Genomic DNA, 21,315 nt, shown 5'->3' with positions numbered 1-21,315 from the left:
TCAGCAGCAGCGGAAGCCCTTGCGCGGGTCGTCGCCCGCGTCCGTGCGCATCCGCTCGAACTCGCGCCGGGTGGGCACCTTCGCGTCGGGGTCGTGTCCGCGCAGGTGCTCGACGTAGCGCTCGTACGCCGTGTCGCCGATCACCTCGCGGACGTACCACCAGACCTTGCGCCCGGCCGCCGCCAGCGCGGCCGTCCCGGTCACGAGCCCCCTCCGTCCCGCGCACCGCCGCCGGCACCCGGTCCTGTGCCCGGCTTGAACCCGCCGCCGCTGCCCAGCCCCGCCGCGGCCAGCTCCTCCTTCTCCTCCTTGGTCGCGATCAGTTGCGCCGGTGCCACGTACGACGACTCGTGGTACGGCTCCTCGTGGCTGACGACGGACTCCGGGTTGCGCAGCGACTTCACGCACACCCGGGCCGCGTCCAGGATCACGACGACCACCAGCAGCGCGAAGACCGCGGACAGCACCCCGTCGACGGTCGTGTTGGTGACGATCGTCTCGGCGTCCTCCAGCTCCTGCCCGGACAGCTTGCCGGAGTCGATGCCCTCCTGCGCCACGTCGCCCTGGGCGAAGAAGCCGACCCGCGGGTCGTCGGAGAAGACCTTCTGCCAGCTCGCGGTGAGCGTGACCACCGCGACCCAGATCAGCGGGATGCCCGTCACCCACGCCCACTTCAGCCGCCCCGACTTGATCAGCAGCGTGGTGCAGATCGTCAGCGCGACCGCGCCGAGCAACTGGTTGGTGATGCCGAAGAGCGGGAAGAGCTGGTTGATGCCGCCGAGGGGGTCGTTGACGCCGACCCAGAGGAAGTAGCCCCACAGGCCCACGACGACCGCGCTGGTGGCGATGAGCCCCGGCCACCAGCTCACGCGCTTGAGCGGCTTGTAGACGTTGCCGAGGGTGTCCTGGAGCATGAAGCGGCCCACCCGGGTGCCCGCGTCCAGCGCGGTGAGGATGAAGAGCGCCTCGAACATGATCGCGAAGTGATACCAGAACGCTTTCAGACTGTCCCCGGTCACGTCGGAGAAGATCTCCGAGACGCCGATGGCGAACGTCGGTGCGCCGCCGGTACGGGATAGCAGCGTCGACTCCTCGACGGAGTCGGCCGCCGCCTGCAGTGCCGCGGGCGTGATCTCGTACCCGAAGCCCTGGATCGCCTCCGACGCCGACTGCGCGGTGTCGCCGATCACCGTGGGCGCGGAGTTCATCGCGAAGTACAGTCCCGGGTCCAGCACACAGGCGGCGATCATCGCCACGATCGCGACGGAGGACTCCATCAGCATGGAGCCGTAGCCGATCATCCGGATCTGCGTCTCCTTCTGCACCATCTTGGGCGTGGTGCCGGAGGAGATGAGGGAGTGGAAGCCGGACAGGGCGCCGCAGGCGATGGTGATGAAGACGAACGGGAAGAGCGAGCCGGCGAAGACCGGTCCGGTACCCTCGCCCGCGAAGTCGGTGACGCCGTCCATCTTCAGCGTCGGCGCGGCCACGACCACGCCGATGAAGAGCAGCGCGATGGTGCCGAGCTTCATGAACGTCGACAGGTAGTCGCGCGGCGCGAGCAGCATCCACACCGGCAGCACCGAGGCGATGAAGGCGTAGATGACCATCCAGATGACCAGCGACTCCTTGCTCAGCGTGAACGTGTCCGCGAGCGAGGACTCGGCCACCCAGCGGCCCGCGACCAGCGCGAGCAGCAGCAGGGCGATGCCGATCAGCGACACCTCCGCGACCCGTCCCGGACGGATCATCCGCAGGTAGAAGCCCATGAACAGGGCGATCGGGACCGTCATGCCGATGGAGAACGTGCCCCAGGGGGACTCCGCCAGCGCGTTGACGATGACCAGCGCCAGCACCGCCAGCAGGATGATCATGATCGCGAAGACCGCGAGCAGCGCGGCGGCGCCGCCGAACGGGCCGATCTCCTCGCGCGCCATCTGGCCGAGCGAGCGGCCGTTGCGGCGGGTGGAGAAGAAGAGCACCACCATGTCCTGGACCGCGCCCGCGAAGATCACGCCCGCGACGATCCAGATCGTGCCCGGCAGGAAGCCCATCTGCGCCGCCAGCACCGGGCCGACGAGCGGGCCCGCGCCGGAGATCGCGGCGAAGTGGTGGCCGAGGAGGACCCGGCGGTCGGTGGGCTGGAAGTCGATGCCGTTGTCGAGCCGTTCCGCGGGGGTGGCGCGCGTCTTGTCGGCCTTGAGCACGCGGTAGGCGATGAACTTCGAGTAGAAGCGGTAGCCGATGGCGTACGAGCCGAGGGCCGCCGCCACCATCCAGGCCGCCGAGACCTCCTCGCCCCGGGAGAGCGCCAGCATGGTCCAGCCGATGGCGCCCACCAGGGCCACGACGGTCCACAGGATGACGCTCTTCGGTTCCAGACGTGGCTTTTTCGGCACGTCCGGGGGTGCTTGCACAGTCATGGCGGCTCCGTCCCCTGAGCTCTCAACTCTTGCAATGCGCTCGAAATGTAGAGCAGGGGCAGGCCGCCGTCACTAGGGCGATCAGTCGCTATCCGATCACGAAAGCCCCGTCCGGGGCCCTGCGGCCGGGGCAGAGCGCGGCGGCGGCCCGGCGCCGGGCCGGGAACGCCGCCGCGCGGCCGCTCAGCCCACCGGGCGGCGGAGGCGGGCGACGAACTTGTAGCGGTCGCCGCGGTAGACCGAGCGGACCCACTCCACCGGCTCGCCGTGGGTGTCGACGGAGTGGCGCGAGAGCATCAGCATCGGCAGGCCCGTGTCCGTGCCCAGCAGGCCCGCCTCGCGCGGCGTGGCCAGCGAGGTCTCGATGGTCTCCTCGGCCTCGGCCAGGTGGACGTCGTAGACCTCGGCGAGCGCGGTGTAGAGCGAGGAGTGCTTGACCAGGCTGCGGCGCAGCGCCGGGAAGCGCTTCGCGGACAGGTGGGTGGTCTCGATGGCCATCGGCTCGCCGTTGGCCAGGCGCAGCCGCTCGATGCGCAGCACCCGCCCGCCGGGGGTGATGTCGAGCCGCTCGGCGAGCTGGTCGCCGGCGGTGACGTAGCCGATGTCCAGCAGTTGCGAGGTGGGTTCGAGGCCCTGGGCGCGCATGTCCTCGGTGTACGAGGTCAGTTGGAGTGCCTGCGAGACCTTGGGCTTGGCCACGAACGTGCCCTTGCCCTGGATCCGCTCCAGCCGACCCTCGACGACCAGCTCCTGCAGCGCCTGGCGCACGGTCGTACGGGAGGTGTCGAACTCGGAGGCGAGCGTGCGCTCCGGCGGCACCGGGGTGCCGGGAGGCAGGGTCTCGGTCATCTCCAGCAAATGCCGCTTGAGCCGGTAGTACTTGGGCACGCGGGTGGTCCGCCCGGTGCTGCCCCCGGCACGTCCCGGCTCGTCGGCTGCCGGTACCGTCGCAGCCGACGTTCCCTCGGCCGGTCCGGCGTTCGTCCTCATGACTCCTCCGTCTGGTAGCGGCTCACATCCTGGCACGGCTCGTCACCCGTCGGTGCACTCGCGGGGTGACGGGATAGCTCACATGTCGGTCCGGTAACGGAAGCCGAACCGGCAGGCCGCACACCCTTGACACCCTCATTGGTCTAGGCCAGGCTTCGTTCCACGATTGGTCCAGACCAAGACCGTCAACCTGGTCTAAACCATTAAAGACCACAAGTCCACTCCACGGGCAGGGTCCGGGAGCAAGGACTTTTCGGTGGCGAATCGCTGGCGAAAGACGGCTGGGGGGCGTGGGCCGGCATGTTGAGGAGGGTGACGTGAAGCGCACGGCGGTAGCGGTGCTGGCGGCGGCTGGCCTGGTGGCAAGCCTCGCCGCCTGCGGTTCTGACGATGGTGACGAAGCGGGCGACAAGGGCGGTGGCGCCAAGTCGTTCAAGGGCGAGACGCTCACCTTCTGGGCCATGGACGGCTCGACCCCTGACGACTGGCTGAAGGACGTCGAGGCCGAGTTCGAGAAGAAGACGGGCGCCAAGCTCGAATACAAGGTGCAGCAGTGGAACGGCATCCAGCAGAAGCTGACCACCGCGCTCTCCGAGGAGAGCCCGCCGGACGTGGTCGAGGTCGGCAACACCCAGACCCCCGCCTACGCGGCGACCGGCGGTCTGGCCGACCTGACCGAGCTGAAGGAGGAGATCGGCACCGAGTGGACCGAGTCCCTCAACGAGTCGTCGGTCTACGAGGGCGCGCAGTACGCGGTGCCGTGGTTCTTCGCCAACCGCGTGGTGATGTACAACAAGTCGATCTTCAAGGAAGCCGGCATCACGGAGATCCCCAAGACCCGTGACGACCTCTTCGCGGCGTTCGACAAGATCGAGAAGAACACCGACGCCGAGCCGATCTACATGCCCGGCCAGAACTGGTACTTCTTCGACGGCCTGCTCATCGGCCAGGACGCCGAGCTGGTGAAGCAGGACGGCGACAAGTGGGTCTCCAACCTCTCCGACCCCAAGGTCGGGGCCGCCATGGAGATCTACAAGCAGTACGCCGACTACTCCACGGCGCCCAAGGACAAGGACGAGGCCACCCCGCAGCAGGGCGAGGTCTTCGGCAAGGGCAAGACCGGCGCGATCATCGGCATGGGCTGGGAGTCCGGCATCGCCGTCGAGGCGAGCAAGGACAAGAACTTCGAGAAGGAGATCGGCTACTTCACCATCCCCGGTGAGACCGCCGACACCCCCGAGAGCGTCTTCCTCGGCGGCTCCAACCTGGCCGTCGCCGCGGGCAGCGAGAAGCAGGAGCTCGCCCAGGAGTTCCTGAGGATCGTGCTCTCCGACAAGCACGAGGGCGCCCTCGCGGCCGCCAACGGCGTGATCCCCAACAAGGACTCGCTGCTGTCGAAGCTGGAGGGCAACGAGGCGGCCGAGGCCGCGGCGCCCGCCGCCGCCGTCGGCGGCACCACGCCGCTCATCCCGGAGTGGGGCGCGGTGGAGAACACCCCCAACCCCATCAAGTCGTACATGACCGCCTACCTCAACGGTGACTCCCACGAGGAGGCCGCGAAGTCGGTCGAGGACGACCTGAACGAGCGCCTGGCGCAGGAGTAAGCCTCACCGGGCGGGCGGGACCGGGTACGACCCGGCCCCGCCCGCACCCGCGGGTCCGAAACCACCTCGTCCCGAAGAGATCGCCGCATCATGACTGTGCAGATACCGAGGCCGGCCGAGAAGGCCAAAGGCCGCGCCCGTACGACACCACCCCCACCGCCCGGACGCCACCGCAAGGCCCAGGGCTCCGCCGGCGCCCTCCCGTACCTGCTGCTGCTGCCCGCGCTGGTGCTCACCGCGGTGCTGCTCGGCTGGCCGCTGATCAAGAACGGCGTCCTGTCGTTCCAGCAACTCGGTATGAAGGAGCTGATCCAGCACCTCACCGTATGGAACGGCGTCGACAACTACGCCGACGCCCTCGGCGGCGAGGACTTCTGGCGCGTCACGCTCCGGACGATCGTCTTCACCGCGGTCAACGTCGCGCTCATCATGCTGCTCGGCACCCTGGTCGGGCTGCTGCTCGCCCGGCTCGGCCGCAAGATGCGGCTCACCCTGCTGATGGCGCTCGTGCTCGCCTGGGCGATGCCCATCATCGCGGCCACCACCGTCTACCAGTGGCTGTTCGCGGAGCGCTACGGGGTCGTCAACTGGATCCTGGACAAGCTCGGCTGGCACTCGATGGCCGACTACTCCTGGACCAGCAGCCAGTTCTCCACCTTCTTCGTGATCACGGTGATGCTCGTCTGGACGTCGGTCCCGTTCGTGGCGATCAACCTCTACGCCGCCACGACCACGATCGCCAGGGAACTGTACGAGGCGGCCGGGCTCGACGGCGCCGGCGCGTGGCGCACGTTCACCTCGGTGACCTTCCCGTTCATCAGGCCGTTCCTGCTCGCCACCACGTTCCTGGAGATCATCTGGATCTTCAAGGCGTTCCCGCACGTCTACGCGATCAACGGCGGCGGCCCCGACCGGCTCACCGAGACGCTCCCCGTCTACGCCTTCGTCGAGGGCGTCGGCAACCAGCACTACGGCATGGGCGCGGCCATCTCCGTACTCACCATCCTGGTCCTGATGGGGCTGACGTCGTACTACATCCGCTTGCTCATGAAGCAGGAGAGGGAAGACTCGTGAGGCGCTCGCTCTTCGGCCGCTTCTGGCCCAACGCGACGGCCGTGGTGCTGTTCGTCATCTTCCTCTTCCCCGTGTACTGGATGTTCGCCACGTCACTCAAGCCGACCGGCGACATCATCAGCGAGGACCCGGTCTGGTTCCCCCTGGACCCGACGTTCGAGCACTACCGCACGGCCTTCGACGCCGACAACTTCTGGAACTTCTGGAAGAACTCGCTCACGGTGACCCTGCTGGCGGTCGGCTTCTCGCTGCTCGTCGCGCTGCTGGCGTCCTTCGCCATCGCGCGGATGCGCTTCCGGGGCCGTACCGGCCTCATCCTGGTCTTCATGTTCGCGCAGATGGCGCCCTGGGAGGTCATGGTCATCTCGGTGTACATGCTGGTGCGCGACGCCGACATGCTGAACAGCCTGGTGCCGCTCACGCTCTTCTACACCGTGATGGTGCTGCCGCTCACCATCCTGACCCTGCGCAACTTCGTGGCCGCGGTGCCCAAGGACCTGGAGGAGGCGGCCATGGTCGACGGCGCCACCCGGGTCCAGGCGTTCCGCAAGGTGATCTTCCCGCTGCTGGCGCCCGGCCTCATGGCCACCTCGCTCTTCGGCTTCATCACCGCCTGGAACGAGTTCCCGATGGTGCTGGTCCTCAACAAGGAGGCCGAGGCGCAGACCCTGCCGCTGTGGCTGTCCCAGTTCCAGACCCAGTTCGGCGACGACTGGGGCGCCACCATGGCCGCCGCGTCGCTCTTCGCCCTGCCCATCCTGCTGCTCTTCCTGTACCTGCAGCGGAAGGTCACCGCCGGCCTCACCGCCGGTGCCGTGAAGGGGTAGGACCTGTCTCCCCGGTCCCGCCTGCGGCGGGCGAACGACGGGACCGGAGAGACAGGTCCTCCCGTACCACCTCGTAAGCTGCGGCGGAACCACCCGCCGCGGGAAGGGACAGCACGACGGCCATGACGACACTCGCAGGGAGCACCGACACCCTGACCCGGGACGCCCTCGCCGTACTGCAGCCGAGCTTCCTGGGCACGACGCCCCCGGACTGGGTACTGCGCCGCCTCGACGAGGGCCTGACCGGCGTCGGGCTCTTCGGCCGCAACATCGAGAACCCCGAGCAGGTCGCCCGGCTCACCGCGCGGCTGCGCGCCGCCCGGCCCGACGTGCTGGTGGCGATGGACGAGGAGGGCGGCGACGTCACCCGGCTCGAGGTGCGCACCGGCTCCTCGTTCCCCGGCAACCTCGCCCTCGGCGCGGTCGACGACCCCGGGCTGACCCGCGCCGTCGCCCGCGAGCTGGGCCGCCGGCTCGCCGAGGTCGGCGTCAACCTCGACTGGGCGCCGTCCGCCGACGTCAACTCCAACCCCGACAACCCGGTGATCGGCGCGCGTTCCTTCGGCGCCGACCCCGCGCTCGTCGCCCGGCACACCGCCGCGTACATCGAGGGCCTCCAGGACGCGGGCGTCAGCGCCTGCGCCAAGCACTTCCCCGGCCACGGCGACACCAACGTCGACTCGCACCACGCCATGCCGCGCATCGACGTCCCCGTCGACGTGCTGCGCGAGCGCGAGCTGGTGCCGTTCCGGGCCGCGGTCGCGGCCGGCACCAAGGCCGTGATGAGCGCGCACATCCTGCTGCCCGCGCTCCGCACCGACGTGCCCGCGACCGTGAGCCCCGCGGTGCTCACCGGCCTGCTGCGCGCCCCCGTCGCCGACGGCGGGCTCGGCTTCACCGGCCTCATCATCACGGACGCGCTGGAGATGCAGGCCATCGCCGCGACGTACGGCATCGAGGGCGGTGCGGTACGGGCCGTCGCCGCCGGCGCCGATGCGATGTGCATCGGCGCCCGCGGCGACGAGGAGATCGTGCTGCGCACCCGCGACGCCCTGGTGGCCGCGGTGCGCGGCGGGGACCTGCCCGAGGAGCGGCTCGCCGATGCCGCTGCCCGGGTACGGGCGCTGGCGGCCTGGTCGGCGTCCGCGGCCCCCGGCGCGGCGGAGGGGATCGCGCCGGACCCCGGCATCGGCCAGGCCGCGGCCCGCCGGGCGCTGCGCGTCACGGGGGCCGCGGGCTACGAGCCGCCGGCCGGTCCGGTGTACGTCGCCGGCTTCACGCCGGTGGCCAGCATCGCGGTGGGGCAGGAGACCCCGTGGGGCGTCGGCGCGGAACTGGAGCGCGCGCTGCCCGGCACCGAGTCCGCGGTCTTCGACGGCTCGTCGCTGGGCGCCGACGGCGGCGGAGGCGGCAAGGCGGCGAGCCGGGAGGGTTTGTCGGCGCTGACCGCAAATGTGCTCGCGGCAGCGGGTGATCGTAGGATCGTCGCAGTGGTGCGCGACGTCCACCGCCACCCCTGGATGGCGGACGCGCTCGACGCCCTGCTCGCCGCCCGTCCCGACACCGCCGTGGTGGAGATGGGTGTGCCGCAGGCGCCGCCGCGCGGGGCGCCGCACATCGCGACACACGGTGCCGCCCGCGTCTGCGGACGCGCCGCCGCGGAGGTCATCACCGGCAAGGGCGCCGGGGCCTGACCGCCACCCGCCCGTACCACCTGACACCGCATTACGGAGGCACCCCGCATGACTGCCGCCCAGCCGGGCCGGATCATGGCCGGCGAGATGGCCGAACAGCCCGAGGCCCTGCGCCGCATCCTGGCGCACGGCGCCCCGGAGATCCGCAGGGTCGCCGAGGCGATCGCGGCCCGCTCGCCGCGCTTCGTCCTGCTGACCGCGCGCGGTACGTCGGACAACGCCGCGCTGTACGCCAAGTACCTGCTGGAGGTCCGGCTCGGGCTGCCGTGCGGGCTGACCTCGATGTCGACCACCACGGCGTACGAGGCCAAGCCCGACCTCACCGACGTGCTGGTGATCACCGTCAGCCAGTCCGGCGGCTCGCCCGACCTCGTCGCCTCCACCCGCGCCGCCCGCGAGGCCGGCGCCCTCACGCTGGCGGTGACCAACAACCCGGACTCGCCGCTGGCCGGCGTCAGCGAGTACCACATCGACGTCCAGGCGGGCCCGGAGAAGGCGCTGCCGGCGACCAAGACGTACACCGCCTCGCTGCTGGCGCTCTACCTCTTCGTCGAGGGCATGCGCGGCGGGCGGGGCGAGGCCGCCGCGGTGCTGCCGGAGCTGGCCGAGCAGATCCTCGCCCGGCAGGACGAGGTGAAGGCCCTGGCGCAGCGCTACCGCTTCGCCGAGCGGATGGTCCTCACCTCGCGCGGCTTCGGCTATCCGACGGCCAAGGAGGCGGCGCTGAAGCTGATGGAGACGTCGTACATCCCGGCGCTCTCCTACTCCGGCGCGGACCTGCTGCACGGCCCGCTGGCGATGGTCGACAACGTCTCGCCGGTCATCGCCATCGTCACCGACGGCCGGGGCGGCGAGGCGCTGCAGCCGGTGCTCGACCGGCTGCGGGACCGCGGCGCCGACCTCGTCGTCATCGGCCCGCAGGCGCAGGTCGACGCCGCCGCGGGGGGCTTCGCGCTGCCCACGGCGGGGGTGGCGGAGGAGGTGCAGCCGATCCTGGAGATCCTGCCGCTGCAACTGCTCGCGTACGAGGTCACCATCGCCCGCGGCCAGGACCCGGACGCCCCCCGCTCGCTGGCGAAGGTCACCGAGACCCGCTGATCGCCTGATCCGGAACGGGCCGCGGCCCCGGCTCTCCTGCGGAGCCGGGGCCGCGGCCCGTAGCACGTGCTACAGCAGTACGCCGCCGGAGACGTCGACGTACGTGCCCGTGAGCACCTTGGCGTCGCCGGAGACCAGATAGGCCACCGTGTCCGCGACCTCGCTGACGTCCGGGATCCGGCCGAGCGGCGACATCGCCGCCATGCCCGCCTTCGCGTCGTCGTTGTCGCGCAGCCAGGCCGCGTTCATGTCGGTGTCCAGGGCGCCGGGCGCGACCGCGTTGACGGTGATGCCCCGCTCGCCCACGGACTTCGACAGGAACTTGGTGAAGGCGTCGACCGCGCTCTTCGTCATCGTGTACGCCAGCAGCGTCGGCATCAGCGCCGCGTGCGTGGCCACCGTGGAGACGTTGACGATGCGCCCGCCGTCGCGCAGCCGGGACAGCCCCAGCTTGGTGACGAAGAACGGCGCCTTGGTGTTCACCGCGAACAGCCGGTCGAACTCGGCCTCGTCGGTGTCCTCGATGAGCGCCTGCAGCGCCACCCCCGCGTTGTTGACGAGGATGTCGAGCCCGTCCGCGTGCCGGTCGAACTCCGCCCACAGCGCCGCCGCGTCACCCGGCACGCCCAGTTCGGCCCTGATCGCGAACGCCTCGCCGCCGGCCGCCTCGATCGCGGCGACGGTCTCCTTCGCCGCCGCCTCGTTGCTGCCGTAGTGCACGGCGACCCGCGCGCCGTCCCGCCCCAGCCGCTCCGCGATCGCCCTGCCGATCCCGCGGCTCGCGCCCGTGACCAGTGCCGTCTTGCCAGTGAGCGCGCCCATGGCGGCGCCCCCTTTCTGTAAAGGTCGCTACAGAAAGGACCGTATCACATTATCTAGCGGGCGCTATAGAATTGTTTCCATGGCCACCAAGCAGCGCGGGCGCCCCCGCTCCTTCAACCGCGACGAAGCGCTGGAGAAGGCCCTGTACGCCTTCTGGCAGCACGGCTACGAGGCCACCTCCGTCGCCGACCTCACCCGCGTCCTCGGCATCGGCGCGCCCAGCCTGTACGCCGCCTTCGGGGACAAGAAGGCGCTCTTCGACGCCGCCGTCGAGGCGTACGCGACGACCGACAACGGCACGTTCATCGACCGCGCGCTGGCCGAGGAGCCCACCGCCGTCGCCGCCTTCAGCCGCATCCTGCGCGAGGCCGCCGTCGGGTACACCGCGCCGGACCACCCCCGCGGCTGCATGGTGCTCAGCGTCGGCGTGAGCGCCACCACCCCCGAGGTGGTGACCAAGATGCGCGAGCTGCGCGCCCTGAACCTCGCCGCCATGACCGCGCGCGTCCAGGCCGACGTGACCGCGGGCGTGCTGCCGCCCGGGACCGACACGGAGAAGCTCGCGAGCTACGCCGGAGCCGTCCTCCAGGGCATGTCCGCGCAGGCCAGGGACGGTGCCGACCGGGAGCTGCTGATGCGGGTGGCGGAGGTCGCCGCGGCGGGCTTCGCGGCGTCGGCGGAGGGCGGCCAAGTCGGCGCGTCCGGGGCGTAGACAGCCGGGAGTGGTCTAGTCCACAATGCTTGTCAGGCTTCCGCCCCTTCCGCACGACGGGGCGGAACGAGGCCCGAGGCGTTCTCTGCCCTGACTGCGTCCCGGCCTCCTCACCGGCTGCGACGCCGCGGGGCCGCACACTTCGCGGCGCGCGCACCGGTGCTTGGCTCCGGGCCGTGGTGCCGGACGGGTTGAGGGTCCCGGTCCAGGCACCGCGGCCCGAAGTGCGTTCCGGCCCGCGGCCCGCACCGCCGGCGCCGGCGGCTTCGCCGCGGCGGGCTTCGGGTGCTTCGCGGCCCCGCCGGTAGGCTCCAGGTGTGCCGTCCATGAACGAACTCGTCCGCCGGCACACGGCGCTGAGCGAGACCGACCTGGAGTGGCTGCACCTCCTCGTATCGGAGTGGCAGTTGCTCGCCGACCTGTCCTTCGCCGACCTCGTGCTCTGGGTCCCGACCGTCGACGGCGCCCGTTACGTCTCCGTGGCGCAGATGCGCCCGAACACCGGCCCCACCTCGTACCAGGACGACATGGTCGGCCACACCGTCCCGCGCGGCCGGCGCCCCATGCTCGACGCGGCCCTCGACGAGGGCCGGATCGTGCGCGAGGGCGACCCGGAGTGGCGCGAGGAGGTGCCCGTACGGATCGAGTCCATCCCCGTGCGCCGGGAGAGCCGTGTCCTGGGCGTCATCGCCCGCAACACCAACCTGCTGACCGTGCGCACCCCCAGCCGGCTGGAGCTGACGTATCTCCAGAGCGCCTCCGACCTCGCGCAGATGATCGCCGCAGGCGCGTTCCCCTACCCCGGGCAGCAGGGCGACACGGAGACCTCGCCGCGCGTCGGCGACGGGCTCATCCGCCTCGACGCGGAGGGCATCGTGCAGTACGCCTCGCCCAACGCGCTCTCCGCCTACCACCGCCTCGGCCAGGCCGCCGACCTCGTCGGCCGGCACCTCGGCCAGGCCACCTCGGAGCTGGCCGTCAGCAAGGAGCCGGTGGACGAGGCGCTGGTCAAGCTCGCCAGCGGGTGGGCGCCGCGGGAGGCTGAGGTGGAGGGCAACGGCGGCGTCATCCAGTTGCGCGCGATCCCGCTGAAGCCGCGCGGGACGCGTATCGGCTCGCTGGTGCTGCTGCGCGACGTCACCGAGATCCGGCGGCGCGAGCGCGAGTTGATGACCAAGGACGCCACGATCCGCGAGATCCACCACCGGGTGAAGAACAACCTGCAGACCGTCGCCGCCCTGCTGCGGCTCCAGTCGCGCCGGCTGGCCGCAGAGGACCCCGACGGGCGGGCGCGGGCGGCGCTGGACGAGGCGGTGCGGCGGGTCGGCTCGATCGCCATCGTGCACGAGACCCTGTCGCAGAACCTGGACGAGACCGTGGAGTTCGACGAGATCGCCGACCGGGTGGTGGCGATGGTGGCGGAGATCAATCCCGGCCGGGTGACGGGACGCCGCACCGGCCGCTTCGGCGTGCTCAAGGCGGAAGTCGCCACGCCGCTGTCCATGGTGCTCACCGAGGTGCTGCAGAACGCCCTGGAACACGGCTTCGGGCCGGGGGAGTCGGGGCGGGTGGAGGTCACCGCGCTGCGCTCCAGCGGGCGGCAGGACAGCCGGCTGCTGGTCACCGTGCAGGACGACGGGCGGGGGCTGCCGGAGGGGTTCGACCCCGCGACGTCCGGGAGCCTCGGGCTGCAGATCGTACGCACGCTGGTCGAGGGGGAGTTGGCGGGCACGTTTTCGATGGCGCGGGCGCCGGAGGGGGGCACGCGGGTGGTGTTCGACATCCCCGTGCAACCCGAAAAGCGCTGATGCGCCGGGGCGTTGCGGGTACGGAGGTGGACGCCGCGGGTTGACGGGCGGGGCCCACGGCGGCATCGGGGCAGCAAAAAGCCCCGGGCCATCCGGCTCCGGGGCTCTGCGGTGACTCGTGGTGCGGCTTTGCGGCTGCTGCGCTGCGACTCGGGGAGAGCGGCGCCGTGGGACCCACGGCGCCTTCGCGCATCCGGGGGGTGTCGGGTCAGGCGCTGGCCCTGCGCGCCCGGTTGCGCGCGGCGCGGCGCTTCATCGCGCGGCGCTCGTCCTCGCTGAGGCCACCCCAGACACCGGAGTCCTGACCGGACTCCAGCGCCCACTGCAGGCACTGCTCCATTACGGGGCAGCGACGGCAGACGGCCTTGGCTTCCTCGATCTGCAGCAGAGCAGGACCGGTGTTGCCGATCGGGAAGAAGAGCTCGGGGTCTTCCTCGCGGCAAACGGCGCTGTGACGCCAGTCCATGACTGCTCCATCTCTTCGCGTTGCTGTCAGTTGCTTGTGAATGTGAACGCTTTCACGAATCCTCCGACAAGTGAAGGGGTCGAACCAGATTTCCGGTGTGACCTTCAACATGTGGAGGGGGCGAGTGCGCCGGAGGTGAGGTCCCCTGAGGGGAGGCGCTCCAGCCGCCATGAAGAGGTTCGCAAACCTCAGCTTCGGATACAACCCCTTCCGGGAAGTTTCTTTGGATTCCTTGGTCTCAGTTGACTAAGGGCCCCACTTCCAGGGGGTGAGGCGCAGCCTAAACGTTCGACTGGAAGGACTTTCGGGCCTTCCACTCACACAATCACACGCAGTGCGCGCCGTACGCCTGTGAAGGTCACGCTCGTACGCAGCCCTAGGTGGTCACCGTCCATCTGGAAGGGCAGTGGGGCCTGTGATTCCAAGGTGAAGTCGGTGAGATCGTGCAGGGACGCCGCGTGCTTGCCGTGCGGCCCGCGCTCCGGCGACGAGGTGAGCAACTGGGTGCCGTAGCGCAGCAGCGACGGCGTGGAGAGCCGGGCGAGTCCGAGCACGTCGAGGGCGGTGTCGAAGGACGCGCCGGGGGTCGCGTAGAGGGGGCGGTTGCCCAGGTAGCTCCACGGCGAGGTGTTGCAGACGAGCGAGAGCACCAGGCCCTCGACGGGGTCCCCGTCCGGGCGCCGCAGCGTGATCGTGCCGTGCCTGCGGTCGCCCTCGCCGAGCCACTGGCGCAGCAACTGCCGTACGTAGAGCGGGTGGGTGGACTTCTTGCCGCGCTCGCGCTTCTGCTCGACGCGGCCGACGACGCCCGCGTCGAACCCCATGCCGGCGCAGAACGTGAACCAGCGCGCCGGCGCGCCCTCGTCGTCGGTGTCCGGGGTGCCGGAGGCGAGCCCGAGGCCGACGGTGCGCTCGCTGCCGGAGTGCATGGCGTCGAGCAGCGCGCCGGTGGCCTCGACCGCGTCGTTGGGCAGGCCGAGGGCGCGGGCGAAGACGTTCGTGGAACCGCCGGGGACGACGGCGAGCCGGGGCAGGTCCCCGGGCGCGGGGCCGCGGTGCAGCAGGCCGTTGACGACCTCGTTGACGGTGCCGTCGCCGCCGAGGGCGACGACGATGTCGACCTCGCCGCTCTCCGCCGCGTGCCGGGCGACGTCGCGGGCGTGGCCCCGGTACTCGGTGGTGACCGTCTCCAGCTTCAGGTCGCTGGCGAGTGCGTGGATCAGCACGTCGCGGGTCCGGGCACTGGTGTCGGTGGCGGCGGGATTCACCACGAGGAGCGCACGCATGGCATGCAGGTTACCTACCGAAAAGTAGAGGGGCCCAGCCCCGGCGTAGCGGGCACCGGGGCCCCAGTAGGCTGGAGAGCATGAGCGGAACGCAGGGCCGGGGCGGGCGGAAGCAGGCGGCCGGGCCCGAGCGGGAGAAGACGGCCGGGGCCGGGCGGAAGCCCGCGCCCGGGAAGAACACCGGGGCCGGCAAGGCCGCGAAGAGCGGCGGGACGGACAAGGGCGCGCCGGCCGCCAAGGGCGCCAAGGCCGCTCAGTCGGGCAAGACGGAGAAGGCGAGCCAGGTCACCGAGGACCCGGCGGTCGGCAAGGCCGCGTCGGACGCGGCCGGGAAGGCCGCCGAGGAGAAGGGGCCACGGCCTCCGCGGGTGACCGTCGCCGCCGTACTGACCGCGGTCGAGGGGATCGTCATCGCCGCCCTCGGGGGCTACGAGCTGGTGCTCGGAATCGTCGGCGAACCGGACAGCACCCGCCAGGCCGTCTTCGGCGGGCTCACCGTACTCGCGCTCGCCGTGCTGCCGCTGGCCGCCGCGCTCGGGCTGTGGCGGCAGCGCCGCTGGAGCCGGGGGCCCTCGATGATCACGCAGATCCTGGCGCTGCCGGTGGCCTTCGCGATGGTGTCGACGGGCGGCACGATGCTGGCGCTGGGGCTCGTGCTGGGCGCGGTCGCGGCGGGGGCGCTCGTGTGCGTGCTCAGCCCGAGCACGGCGGAGGCGCTGGGCGTGGGCCCGAGCCGGACGGCGTAGCCCCGCGGCACGGCGCGGGGGAGGCCCGTACGCGCGCGTACGGGCTCCGGGATGCGGTCCGTACCGCACGAAGAGTCCCCGGCGGTCCCGCAAGGCTCCGGGGATACTCACGGCGCCGGAGAGCGGCGCACGGCGCCTCGCGGGTCACGGCGGGGCGCACGCGCCCCGCCCCTCACTCCTCGACGAGCAGCCGCTCGCGCAACTGCGCCAGCGTCCGCGCCAGCAGCCGGGAGACGTGCATCTGCGAGATGCCGACCTCCTGGGCGATCTGGGACTGGGTCATGTTCCCGAAGAAGCGGAGCAGCAGGATCTTCTTCTCCCGCGGCGGCAGCTCCTCCAGCAGCGGCTTGAGGGACTCGCGGTACTCGACGCCCTCCAGGGCGTCGTCCTCCGCGCCGAGGGTGTCGGCGACGGCCGGCGACTCGTCGTCGGTGTCGGGGACGTCGAGGGAGAGGGTGGAGTACGCGTTCGCCGACTCCAGGCCCTCCAGGACCTCTTCCTCGGAGATGTTGAGCTTCTGCGCCAGCTCGTGCACCGTCGGTGCCCGGCCGTGGAGCTGGGAGAGCTCGGCGGTGGCGGAGGTGAGCGACAGCCGCAGCTCCTGCAGCCGCCTCGGCACCCGCACCGCCCAGCCCTTGTCGCGGAAGTGGCGCTTGATCTCGCCGACGACCGTGGGGGTCGCATACGTCGAGAACTCCACGCCGCGGTCGGGGTCGAAGCGGTCCACGGACTTGATCAGGCCGATGGTGGCGACCTGCGTGAGGTCGTCCAGCGGCTCGCCGCGGTTGCGGAAGCGGCGGGCCAGGTGCTCCACGAGCGGCAGGTGCATCTGCACGAGGGCGTTGCGCAGCTCGGCGTGCTCGGAGGAGTCCGCGGGCAGCTTGCGCAGCTCGTAGAACATCGCCCGCGCCCCGCTGCGGTCCTGCGGTTCACGCCTGTCGTGCTGCTGCAGTCCGTCCATGTGGTCCGCCCGCTCTCGCTCCGCCGCGGCCAGCCGGCCCTCGTCTCGCATCGGAACGCCCCTGACGTACGTCACGTCAGCCCCGGCGCCGCGCCGCGCTCCTTGAGCAGGCTGATCGTGACCGTGCGGTCGTCGCCCACGGTCGCGTCCACCCTGCCGGCGAGCGCGGACAGCACGGTCCACGCGAAGGTGTCGCGCTCGGGCGCCCGGCCGTCGGTGGTCGGTGCCGACACCGTCACCAGCAGCGCGTCGTCCCCGAGCTGGAAGACGCAGGTGAGAACGGAGCCGGGAACGGCTTGCTGGAGGAGGATCGCGCAGGCCTCGTCGACCGCGATGCGCAGATCCTCGATCTCGTCGAGCGTGAAGTCCAGGCGGGCAGCGAGCCCTGCCGTGGCGGTGCGGAGCACCGATAGGTACGCCCCCGCAGCCGGCAGCCGGACTTCGACGAAGTCCTTCGGACTGGGCTCGCCTTCGAACTGGGACACCCTCACCTCCAAGGTGCGTGGCGACTCTCTGCCATGGGAACGCCGGCCTGCCCCCCGTCACTGGGAGTAACGGACCGGCGTGGCAAATCGTTCGCCTGCGACGCTACCGCGTGCGATGAGCTGCTGTCTCCTGGTCCGGAGAAGGCCACCCCATCCCGCGGCTGTCACTAATAGTAAACCCTGATTACGCTCCGTGGCTAGGGCTTCTCTCGTCCCAATTCCCGTGCGGTCACTCCGGGTTGCCATTATGGCAGGGCCCACCGACAACCGCCGACCGGCTTCCCTCGTCCGGGCGACACCCGCGTTCAGCCGGTGACGACCGCCGCGACCGCCGAGCCCCGTGGGAAGGCCCCCTCTGCGGCGAGGGCGACGACGGCGTAGAGCATCTTGGCGACGTACACCGGTTCGGGGACGAGGTCGTGGCGGGCGGCGAAGTCGGCGGCGAAGGCGTCGAGTTCGGGGGTACGGCGGGCGAAGCCGCCGAAGTGGAAGCCGTCCGCGAGGTGCCAGTCGCCGCGCCGTCCGCCGAAGGCCGCGGTCTGCAGCCGCTCGACGTCGGCGCCGAGGAAGCCGCCCTTGAGGACGGGTATGCCTATCGCCCGTACGCCCGCGGGCAGCCCGGCGGCCAGTCCCGCGAGCGTGCCGCCCGTGCCGCAGGCGACGACGGCGGTCTGCGCCGCGCCGGCCAGTTCGCGGCCGAGGGCGGTGCAGCCGCGTACCGCCGCGGCATTGCTGCCGCCCTCCGGGATGAGCTGGAAGTCACCGAAGTCCGCGCGCAGCTCGGCGTGGTAGGCGGGGTCCGCACGCCGCCGGTACGTGGCGCGCGGCACGAAGTGCAGCCGCATGCCGTCCGCCGCTGCCCGCGCGAGGGAGCCGTTGAGCGGGCGGTCCGCCAGCTCGGCGCCGCGGACCACGCCGACGGTGCGGATGCCCAGCAGCCGGCCCGCGGCGGCGGTGGCCCGCAGGTGGTTGGAGTACGCCCCGCCGAACGTCAGCAGCGGGCGGCCGTCCCCGGCGGGGGAGCCGGCCGCGCGCCCCTCCAGGTTCGGCGCCAGCTTGCGCCACTTGTTGCCCGGCAGCGCCGGGTGGATCAGGTCGTCCCGCTTGAGCAGCAGCCGGACGCCGCGGGCGGCGAGGCGGTCGTCGGCGATCTCCTCCAGCGGCGAGGGCAGCCGGGGCCCGAGCGCGGCGAGCCGCCCGCCGGAGGGTGGGCCGGCGGGCGGCTGGTCGTCGGGCGGCTGGTCGTCGGGCGGCGGTGCCGCGGGCCCGGCGGGCTCTGGCGCGTACACGGGACGCTGTTCGGTGGCCGGTCGGGGCCCGTGCCGGGCCTTCGGCCCGGAGCGCCGCGGACTCGGCCGCGGGGCCCGTCCCGGCTCAGCCGCGGGTGAGGAAACCGTCGCCGTGCTGGGCGATGTGGGCGTGGACGGCCTGGAGGGCGTCCTGCACCTCCTGCGGCGAACCGCTGCCCCGCTGCTCGTTGAAGTAGGCCGCACCGAGGCGGCGCAGGAGAGCCTGGCCCTCGCGCTGCGCCTGCACCTCCCCGACCTTCTCCTTGCCCTGGTTCAGCGCGGTCTCCGCCTTCTCCTTCGCGCGGTCGAGAAAGCCTGCCATGTCTGTCTCCTGACGTATTGCCGGACGTTTGGGGTGGATTCTTGCGCTGTTACCGCTATGGGCCCAAGTATCCCGCGCGTTTCTTGATGGATCAACGGCTGCCGGGGCCCGTCGGTTCCTGGGCGGCTTCCCCGGCGACCTGGTGCGCAAGCATCAGCAGTGCGGGAACCGCGGGGTGGCGCGGGGGGTCCGGCCGGCGGGACGCAGGCAACCGAGTGAGAGCGGTGCGACGGCGCGGTGGCCGTGGTGGTGACGCCGACGGCGCGTCCCGCGGCGATGCGGGGAAGGTGCGTGGGTGCCGCAGCTCCCCGGCCGTGCTTCGGCGGCATCAGCGCAGCCGGTTATGCATTTCACGTGGGAAGCGCGTGCTCGTAGCGTGGGGGCGTGCCCTCCCAGAGTCCCGGCCCCGCCGCCTCCGCTCCTGCTTCCGCCGCTGCCGCTTCCGCCGCCCCGGTTTCCGCTCCTTCCGTTTCCGCGGGCCCCGTGCCCGCCGGGACGGCTGCCGCGGGGGTACGCGCCGGGCGGCTGGGCGGCGTCGCGCTGGTGGTGACCGGTGCGCTGTCCACGCAGTTCGGTGCCGCGGTCGCCGCACTGCTGTTCCCGCGGGCGGGCGCGCTGGGCGTGGTGACGCTGCGGCTGACGCTCGCCGCGGCCCTGCTGATGCTGATCTTCCGGCCCCGGGTGCGAGGCCACTCGCGGGGCGACTGGGCGGTGCTGTGCGGCTTCGGCGTCGCGCTGGGCGGCATGAACGTGGCCATCTACCAGGCCATCGACCGGATCCCGCTGGGCGCCGCGGTCACCCTGGAGGTGCTCGGGCCGCTGACGCTGTCCGTGCTCGCCGGCCGGCGGATGGCGAGCCTGCTGTGGGCGGCGCTGGCGCTGGGCGGGGTGGTGCTGCTCAGCGGCGGCGGGTTCGGCGGCCTGGACCCGGTGGGCGTCGCGTTCGCGCTCGGTGCGGGCTGCCTGTGGGCGACGTACATCGTGATGAGCGCGCGGGCCGGGGCGCGCTTCCCGCGGGCGGACGGGCTGGCGATGGCGATGTCGGTGGGCGCGGTGATCAGCCTGCCGGTCGGGGTGGCGAGCGCGGGCGGCCGGCTGGTGGACCCGGCGACGCTGGGGCTGGGCCTCGCGGTGGCGGTGATGTCGTCGGGGCTGCCGTACGCGCTGGACCAGTTCGCCCTGCGCCGGCTGCCCGCCGCGACGTTCGCGCTGATGATGAGCCTGGCGCCGGCGATCGCGGCGCTCGCCGGGTACCTGGTGCTGGACCAGGGGCTCACGGCGGTGCAGTGCGCGGCGATCGGCATGGTGATCGCGGCGAGCATCGGCGCGGTACGGACCCCGCCGCGGCCCGCGGCGCGGCCGGAGGGCGGCTAGATCCTGTCTGGCAGATCCCGCCTGCGTCTGGGGGTACCGCCCACGTGCGCGCAGCGCGCTGTGGGGGAGCCCGCCCAGAGGGCGGACGGCGCTATGTGCCAGACAGGACCGAGCGGCTCGGCACGTGTCTCGCCCCCCGGGCACGGCGGGCGGCCGGGCCGCCGCGGATCAGGGGTGGCATGCTCGTACACCTGCACGACGAAAGGCAACGCGCATGACCTCGCCCGGCACCGTCCTCGACGCCCGCGCGCTGGGCCGCGCCCTCCTGCACCGGCAGTGGCTCGTCGAGCGGCACCAGGCGCCGCCGCTGGACGCCGTCGAGCACCTCGTGGCGCTCCAGGCGCAGTCCGGCGACGCCCCGTACTACCAGCTCTGGAGCCGGCTCGCGGGCTTCACCACCGGCGACCTGTCGGCGCTGCTCACCGGCCGGCAGGCGGTACGGGTGGTCATGATGCGCGGCACGATCCACCTCGTCAGCGCCCGCGACGCGCTGCGGCTGCGGGTCGTCGTGCAGCCGTACCTCGACAGGACGCTGCCCGCCACCACCGCGGGCCGCAAGGTCCCCGGCCTCGACCCGGCCGAACTGGCCGACGCGGCCCGCACGGCGCTCGCCGCCGGGCCGCTGCACAACGACGAGCTGGGCGCCAGGCTCGCCGCCCGCTGGCCGGACGCCGAGCCGAACGACCTGGCGTACCTCGCCCGTTCGCTCCTGCCGCTGGTGCAGGTGCCGCCGCGTGGGGTCTGGGGCGCGAGCGGCGGGCTCGTGTACGCGCACGCCGACCAGTGGCTCGGTGCCCCCTCCGCCACCGACCCCGCAGCCGACGAGACGGTGCTGCGCTACCTCGCCGCCTACGGGCCGGCGTCGGTCGCCGACGTGCAGAAGTGGCTGTCGCTGACCCGGCTCAAGCCGGTCTTCGACCGGCTGCGCCCGCGGCTGGTGACGTACCGGGACACGGCGGGGCGTGAACTGTTCGACCTCGCCGGCACCGAACTGCCCGACCCCGCCTCCCCGGTGCCGCCGCTGCTCCTCGGCCCCTTCGACAACGTGCTCCTCGCACACGCGGACCGCACGCGGATCATCGACAAGGCCGACGAGCGCCGGGTGTTCACGGTGAACGGCATCGTCCGCGGCACCATGCTGCTCGACGGCCGCGTCGCGGGCGTCTGGCAGCCGGAGCTGAAGCGGACCTCGGCCGCCGTCGAACTCCGCCCGTTCACGGCCCTGTCCGGCGCCGACAAGGACCAGCTGGCGGCGGCGGCCGCGGACCTGCTGGCCTTCGCCGCCCCGGAGGCGGAGAAGACGGAGGTCAGGTTCGCGGCCCCCGCCTAGCCCG

20 protein-coding genes are annotated in these 21,315 nt (G+C 72.0%); 10 read left to right on the top strand and 10 right to left on the bottom strand.

Annotated elements, in window-relative coordinates; genetic code table 11:
* The 3 genes from FB457_RS00565 to FB457_RS00555 all read right to left on the bottom strand — a co-directional run bounded on the left by FB457_RS00565 (position 1) and on the right by FB457_RS00555 (position 3,413).
* Positions 1 to 204 carry a YbdD/YjiX family protein gene (locus tag FB457_RS00565; RefSeq protein ID WP_047017960.1) on the bottom strand — a complete coding sequence of 68 codons (204 nt, stop codon included), beginning with the start codon at positions 202 to 204 and terminating at the stop codon, positions 1 to 3.
* The gene (locus FB457_RS00560; RefSeq protein ID WP_173534881.1) at positions 201 to 2,423 is read right to left on the bottom strand and encodes a carbon starvation CstA family protein; all 2,223 of its coding nucleotides are present in this window, start codon (positions 2,421 to 2,423) and stop codon (positions 201 to 203) included. The genes FB457_RS00565 and FB457_RS00560 overlap by 4 nt, the downstream gene beginning before the upstream one ends.
* A gap of 183 nt (positions 2,424 to 2,606) precedes the next feature.
* Positions 2,607 to 3,413, bottom strand: coding sequence for a GntR family transcriptional regulator (locus FB457_RS00555; protein ID WP_173534882.1), 807 nt, complete (start codon positions 3,411 to 3,413; stop codon positions 2,607 to 2,609).
* A 317-nt stretch (positions 3,414 to 3,730) separates the two neighbouring features.
* Here FB457_RS00555 and FB457_RS00550 point away from each other — a divergent pair, with 317 nt between their 5' ends.
* The 5 genes from FB457_RS00550 (at position 3,731) to FB457_RS00530 (ending at position 9,710) form a co-directional block, all read left to right on the top strand.
* Positions 3,731 to 5,017: an extracellular solute-binding protein gene (locus FB457_RS00550; protein ID WP_047017962.1), complete on the top strand. Its 1,287-nt coding sequence runs from the start codon at positions 3,731 to 3,733 to the stop codon at positions 5,015 to 5,017.
* 90 nt (positions 5,018 to 5,107) lie between these two features.
* The gene (locus FB457_RS00545) at positions 5,108 to 6,091 is read left to right on the top strand and encodes an ABC transporter permease subunit (protein ID WP_145780417.1); all 984 of its coding nucleotides are present in this window, start codon (positions 5,108 to 5,110) and stop codon (positions 6,089 to 6,091) included.
* On the top strand, positions 6,088 to 6,918 hold the full coding sequence (locus FB457_RS00540; protein WP_047017964.1) for a carbohydrate ABC transporter permease: 831 nt from the start codon (positions 6,088 to 6,090) through the stop codon (positions 6,916 to 6,918). The genes FB457_RS00545 and FB457_RS00540 overlap by 4 nt, the downstream gene beginning before the upstream one ends.
* Positions 6,919 to 7,040: 122 nt before the next feature.
* Complete coding sequence (locus tag FB457_RS00535) at positions 7,041 to 8,612, top strand: glycoside hydrolase family 3 N-terminal domain-containing protein (RefSeq protein WP_145780414.1); 1,572 nt, start codon at positions 7,041 to 7,043, stop codon at positions 8,610 to 8,612.
* Between the two features lie 48 nt (positions 8,613 to 8,660).
* Positions 8,661 to 9,710: an SIS domain-containing protein gene (locus FB457_RS00530; RefSeq protein ID WP_047017966.1), complete on the top strand. Its 1,050-nt coding sequence runs from the start codon at positions 8,661 to 8,663 to the stop codon at positions 9,708 to 9,710.
* Positions 9,711 to 9,779: 69 nt separating this feature from the next.
* On the opposite strand, the gene FB457_RS00525 is transcribed toward FB457_RS00530, so the two are convergent.
* Positions 9,780 to 10,532 (bottom strand): SDR family oxidoreductase, encoded by a 753-nt coding sequence (locus FB457_RS00525; protein WP_047017967.1) that lies wholly within the window; start codon positions 10,530 to 10,532, stop codon positions 9,780 to 9,782.
* A 79-nt stretch (positions 10,533 to 10,611) separates the two neighbouring features.
* On the opposite strand from FB457_RS00525, the gene FB457_RS00520 reads away from it, so the two are divergent.
* Both FB457_RS00520 and FB457_RS00515 read left to right on the top strand, forming a co-directional pair.
* Entirely contained in the window at positions 10,612 to 11,244 is a 633-nt protein-coding gene (locus FB457_RS00520; protein ID WP_145780412.1) for a TetR/AcrR family transcriptional regulator, read from the top strand.
* A gap of 326 nt (positions 11,245 to 11,570) precedes the next feature.
* Positions 11,571 to 13,052 carry a PAS domain-containing sensor histidine kinase gene (locus FB457_RS00515; RefSeq protein ID WP_047017969.1) on the top strand — a complete coding sequence of 494 codons (1,482 nt, stop codon included), beginning with the start codon at positions 11,571 to 11,573 and terminating at the stop codon, positions 13,050 to 13,052.
* Positions 13,053 to 13,260: 208 nt separating this feature from the next.
* Here FB457_RS00515 and FB457_RS00510 read toward each other — a convergent pair whose 3' ends face one another.
* Both FB457_RS00510 and FB457_RS00505 read right to left on the bottom strand, forming a co-directional pair.
* The gene (locus tag FB457_RS00510; protein ID WP_018835069.1) at positions 13,261 to 13,518 is read right to left on the bottom strand and encodes a WhiB family transcriptional regulator; all 258 of its coding nucleotides are present in this window, start codon (positions 13,516 to 13,518) and stop codon (positions 13,261 to 13,263) included.
* 317 nt (positions 13,519 to 13,835) lie between these two features.
* Positions 13,836 to 14,804 carry a diacylglycerol/lipid kinase family protein gene (locus tag FB457_RS00505; RefSeq protein WP_047017970.1) on the bottom strand — a complete coding sequence of 323 codons (969 nt, stop codon included), beginning with the start codon at positions 14,802 to 14,804 and terminating at the stop codon, positions 13,836 to 13,838.
* Between the two features lie 80 nt (positions 14,805 to 14,884).
* On the opposite strand from FB457_RS00505, the gene FB457_RS00500 reads away from it, so the two are divergent.
* Complete coding sequence (locus FB457_RS00500) at positions 14,885 to 15,550, top strand: hypothetical protein (protein WP_047017971.1); 666 nt, start codon at positions 14,885 to 14,887, stop codon at positions 15,548 to 15,550.
* A gap of 172 nt (positions 15,551 to 15,722) precedes the next feature.
* Here FB457_RS00500 and FB457_RS00495 read toward each other — a convergent pair whose 3' ends face one another.
* From FB457_RS00495 to FB457_RS00480, 4 genes are all read right to left on the bottom strand, one after another.
* A complete protein-coding gene (locus FB457_RS00495) occupies positions 15,723 to 16,562 on the bottom strand; it encodes a SigB/SigF/SigG family RNA polymerase sigma factor (RefSeq protein ID WP_234380170.1) in 840 nt (279 codons plus the stop codon).
* A gap of 20 nt (positions 16,563 to 16,582) precedes the next feature.
* The gene (locus tag FB457_RS00490) at positions 16,583 to 16,996 is read right to left on the bottom strand and encodes an ATP-binding protein (protein WP_027753975.1); all 414 of its coding nucleotides are present in this window, start codon (positions 16,994 to 16,996) and stop codon (positions 16,583 to 16,585) included.
* A gap of 305 nt (positions 16,997 to 17,301) precedes the next feature.
* Complete coding sequence (locus tag FB457_RS00485) at positions 17,302 to 18,285, bottom strand: 1-aminocyclopropane-1-carboxylate deaminase/D-cysteine desulfhydrase (protein WP_047017973.1); 984 nt, start codon at positions 18,283 to 18,285, stop codon at positions 17,302 to 17,304.
* Positions 18,286 to 18,370: 85 nt separating this feature from the next.
* Positions 18,371 to 18,607 (bottom strand): hypothetical protein, encoded by a 237-nt coding sequence (locus FB457_RS00480; RefSeq protein WP_037740986.1) that lies wholly within the window; start codon positions 18,605 to 18,607, stop codon positions 18,371 to 18,373.
* Between the two features lie 384 nt (positions 18,608 to 18,991).
* Between FB457_RS00480 and FB457_RS00475 the strand changes: the two genes are divergently transcribed.
* Both FB457_RS00475 and FB457_RS00470 read left to right on the top strand, forming a co-directional pair.
* A complete protein-coding gene (locus tag FB457_RS00475) occupies positions 18,992 to 19,981 on the top strand; it encodes an EamA family transporter (protein ID WP_078898436.1) in 990 nt (329 codons plus the stop codon).
* Between the two features lie 214 nt (positions 19,982 to 20,195).
* On the top strand, positions 20,196 to 21,311 hold the full coding sequence (locus tag FB457_RS00470) for a winged helix DNA-binding domain-containing protein (protein WP_145780411.1): 1,116 nt from the start codon (positions 20,196 to 20,198) through the stop codon (positions 21,309 to 21,311).
* Positions 21,312 to 21,315 lie beyond the last annotated feature (4 nt).

This window comes from Streptomyces sp. CNZ287, assembly GCF_007827615.1.
Note: the sequence above shows the minus strand (reverse complement) of the source record. Positions and strands in the feature narration are given on the sequence as shown.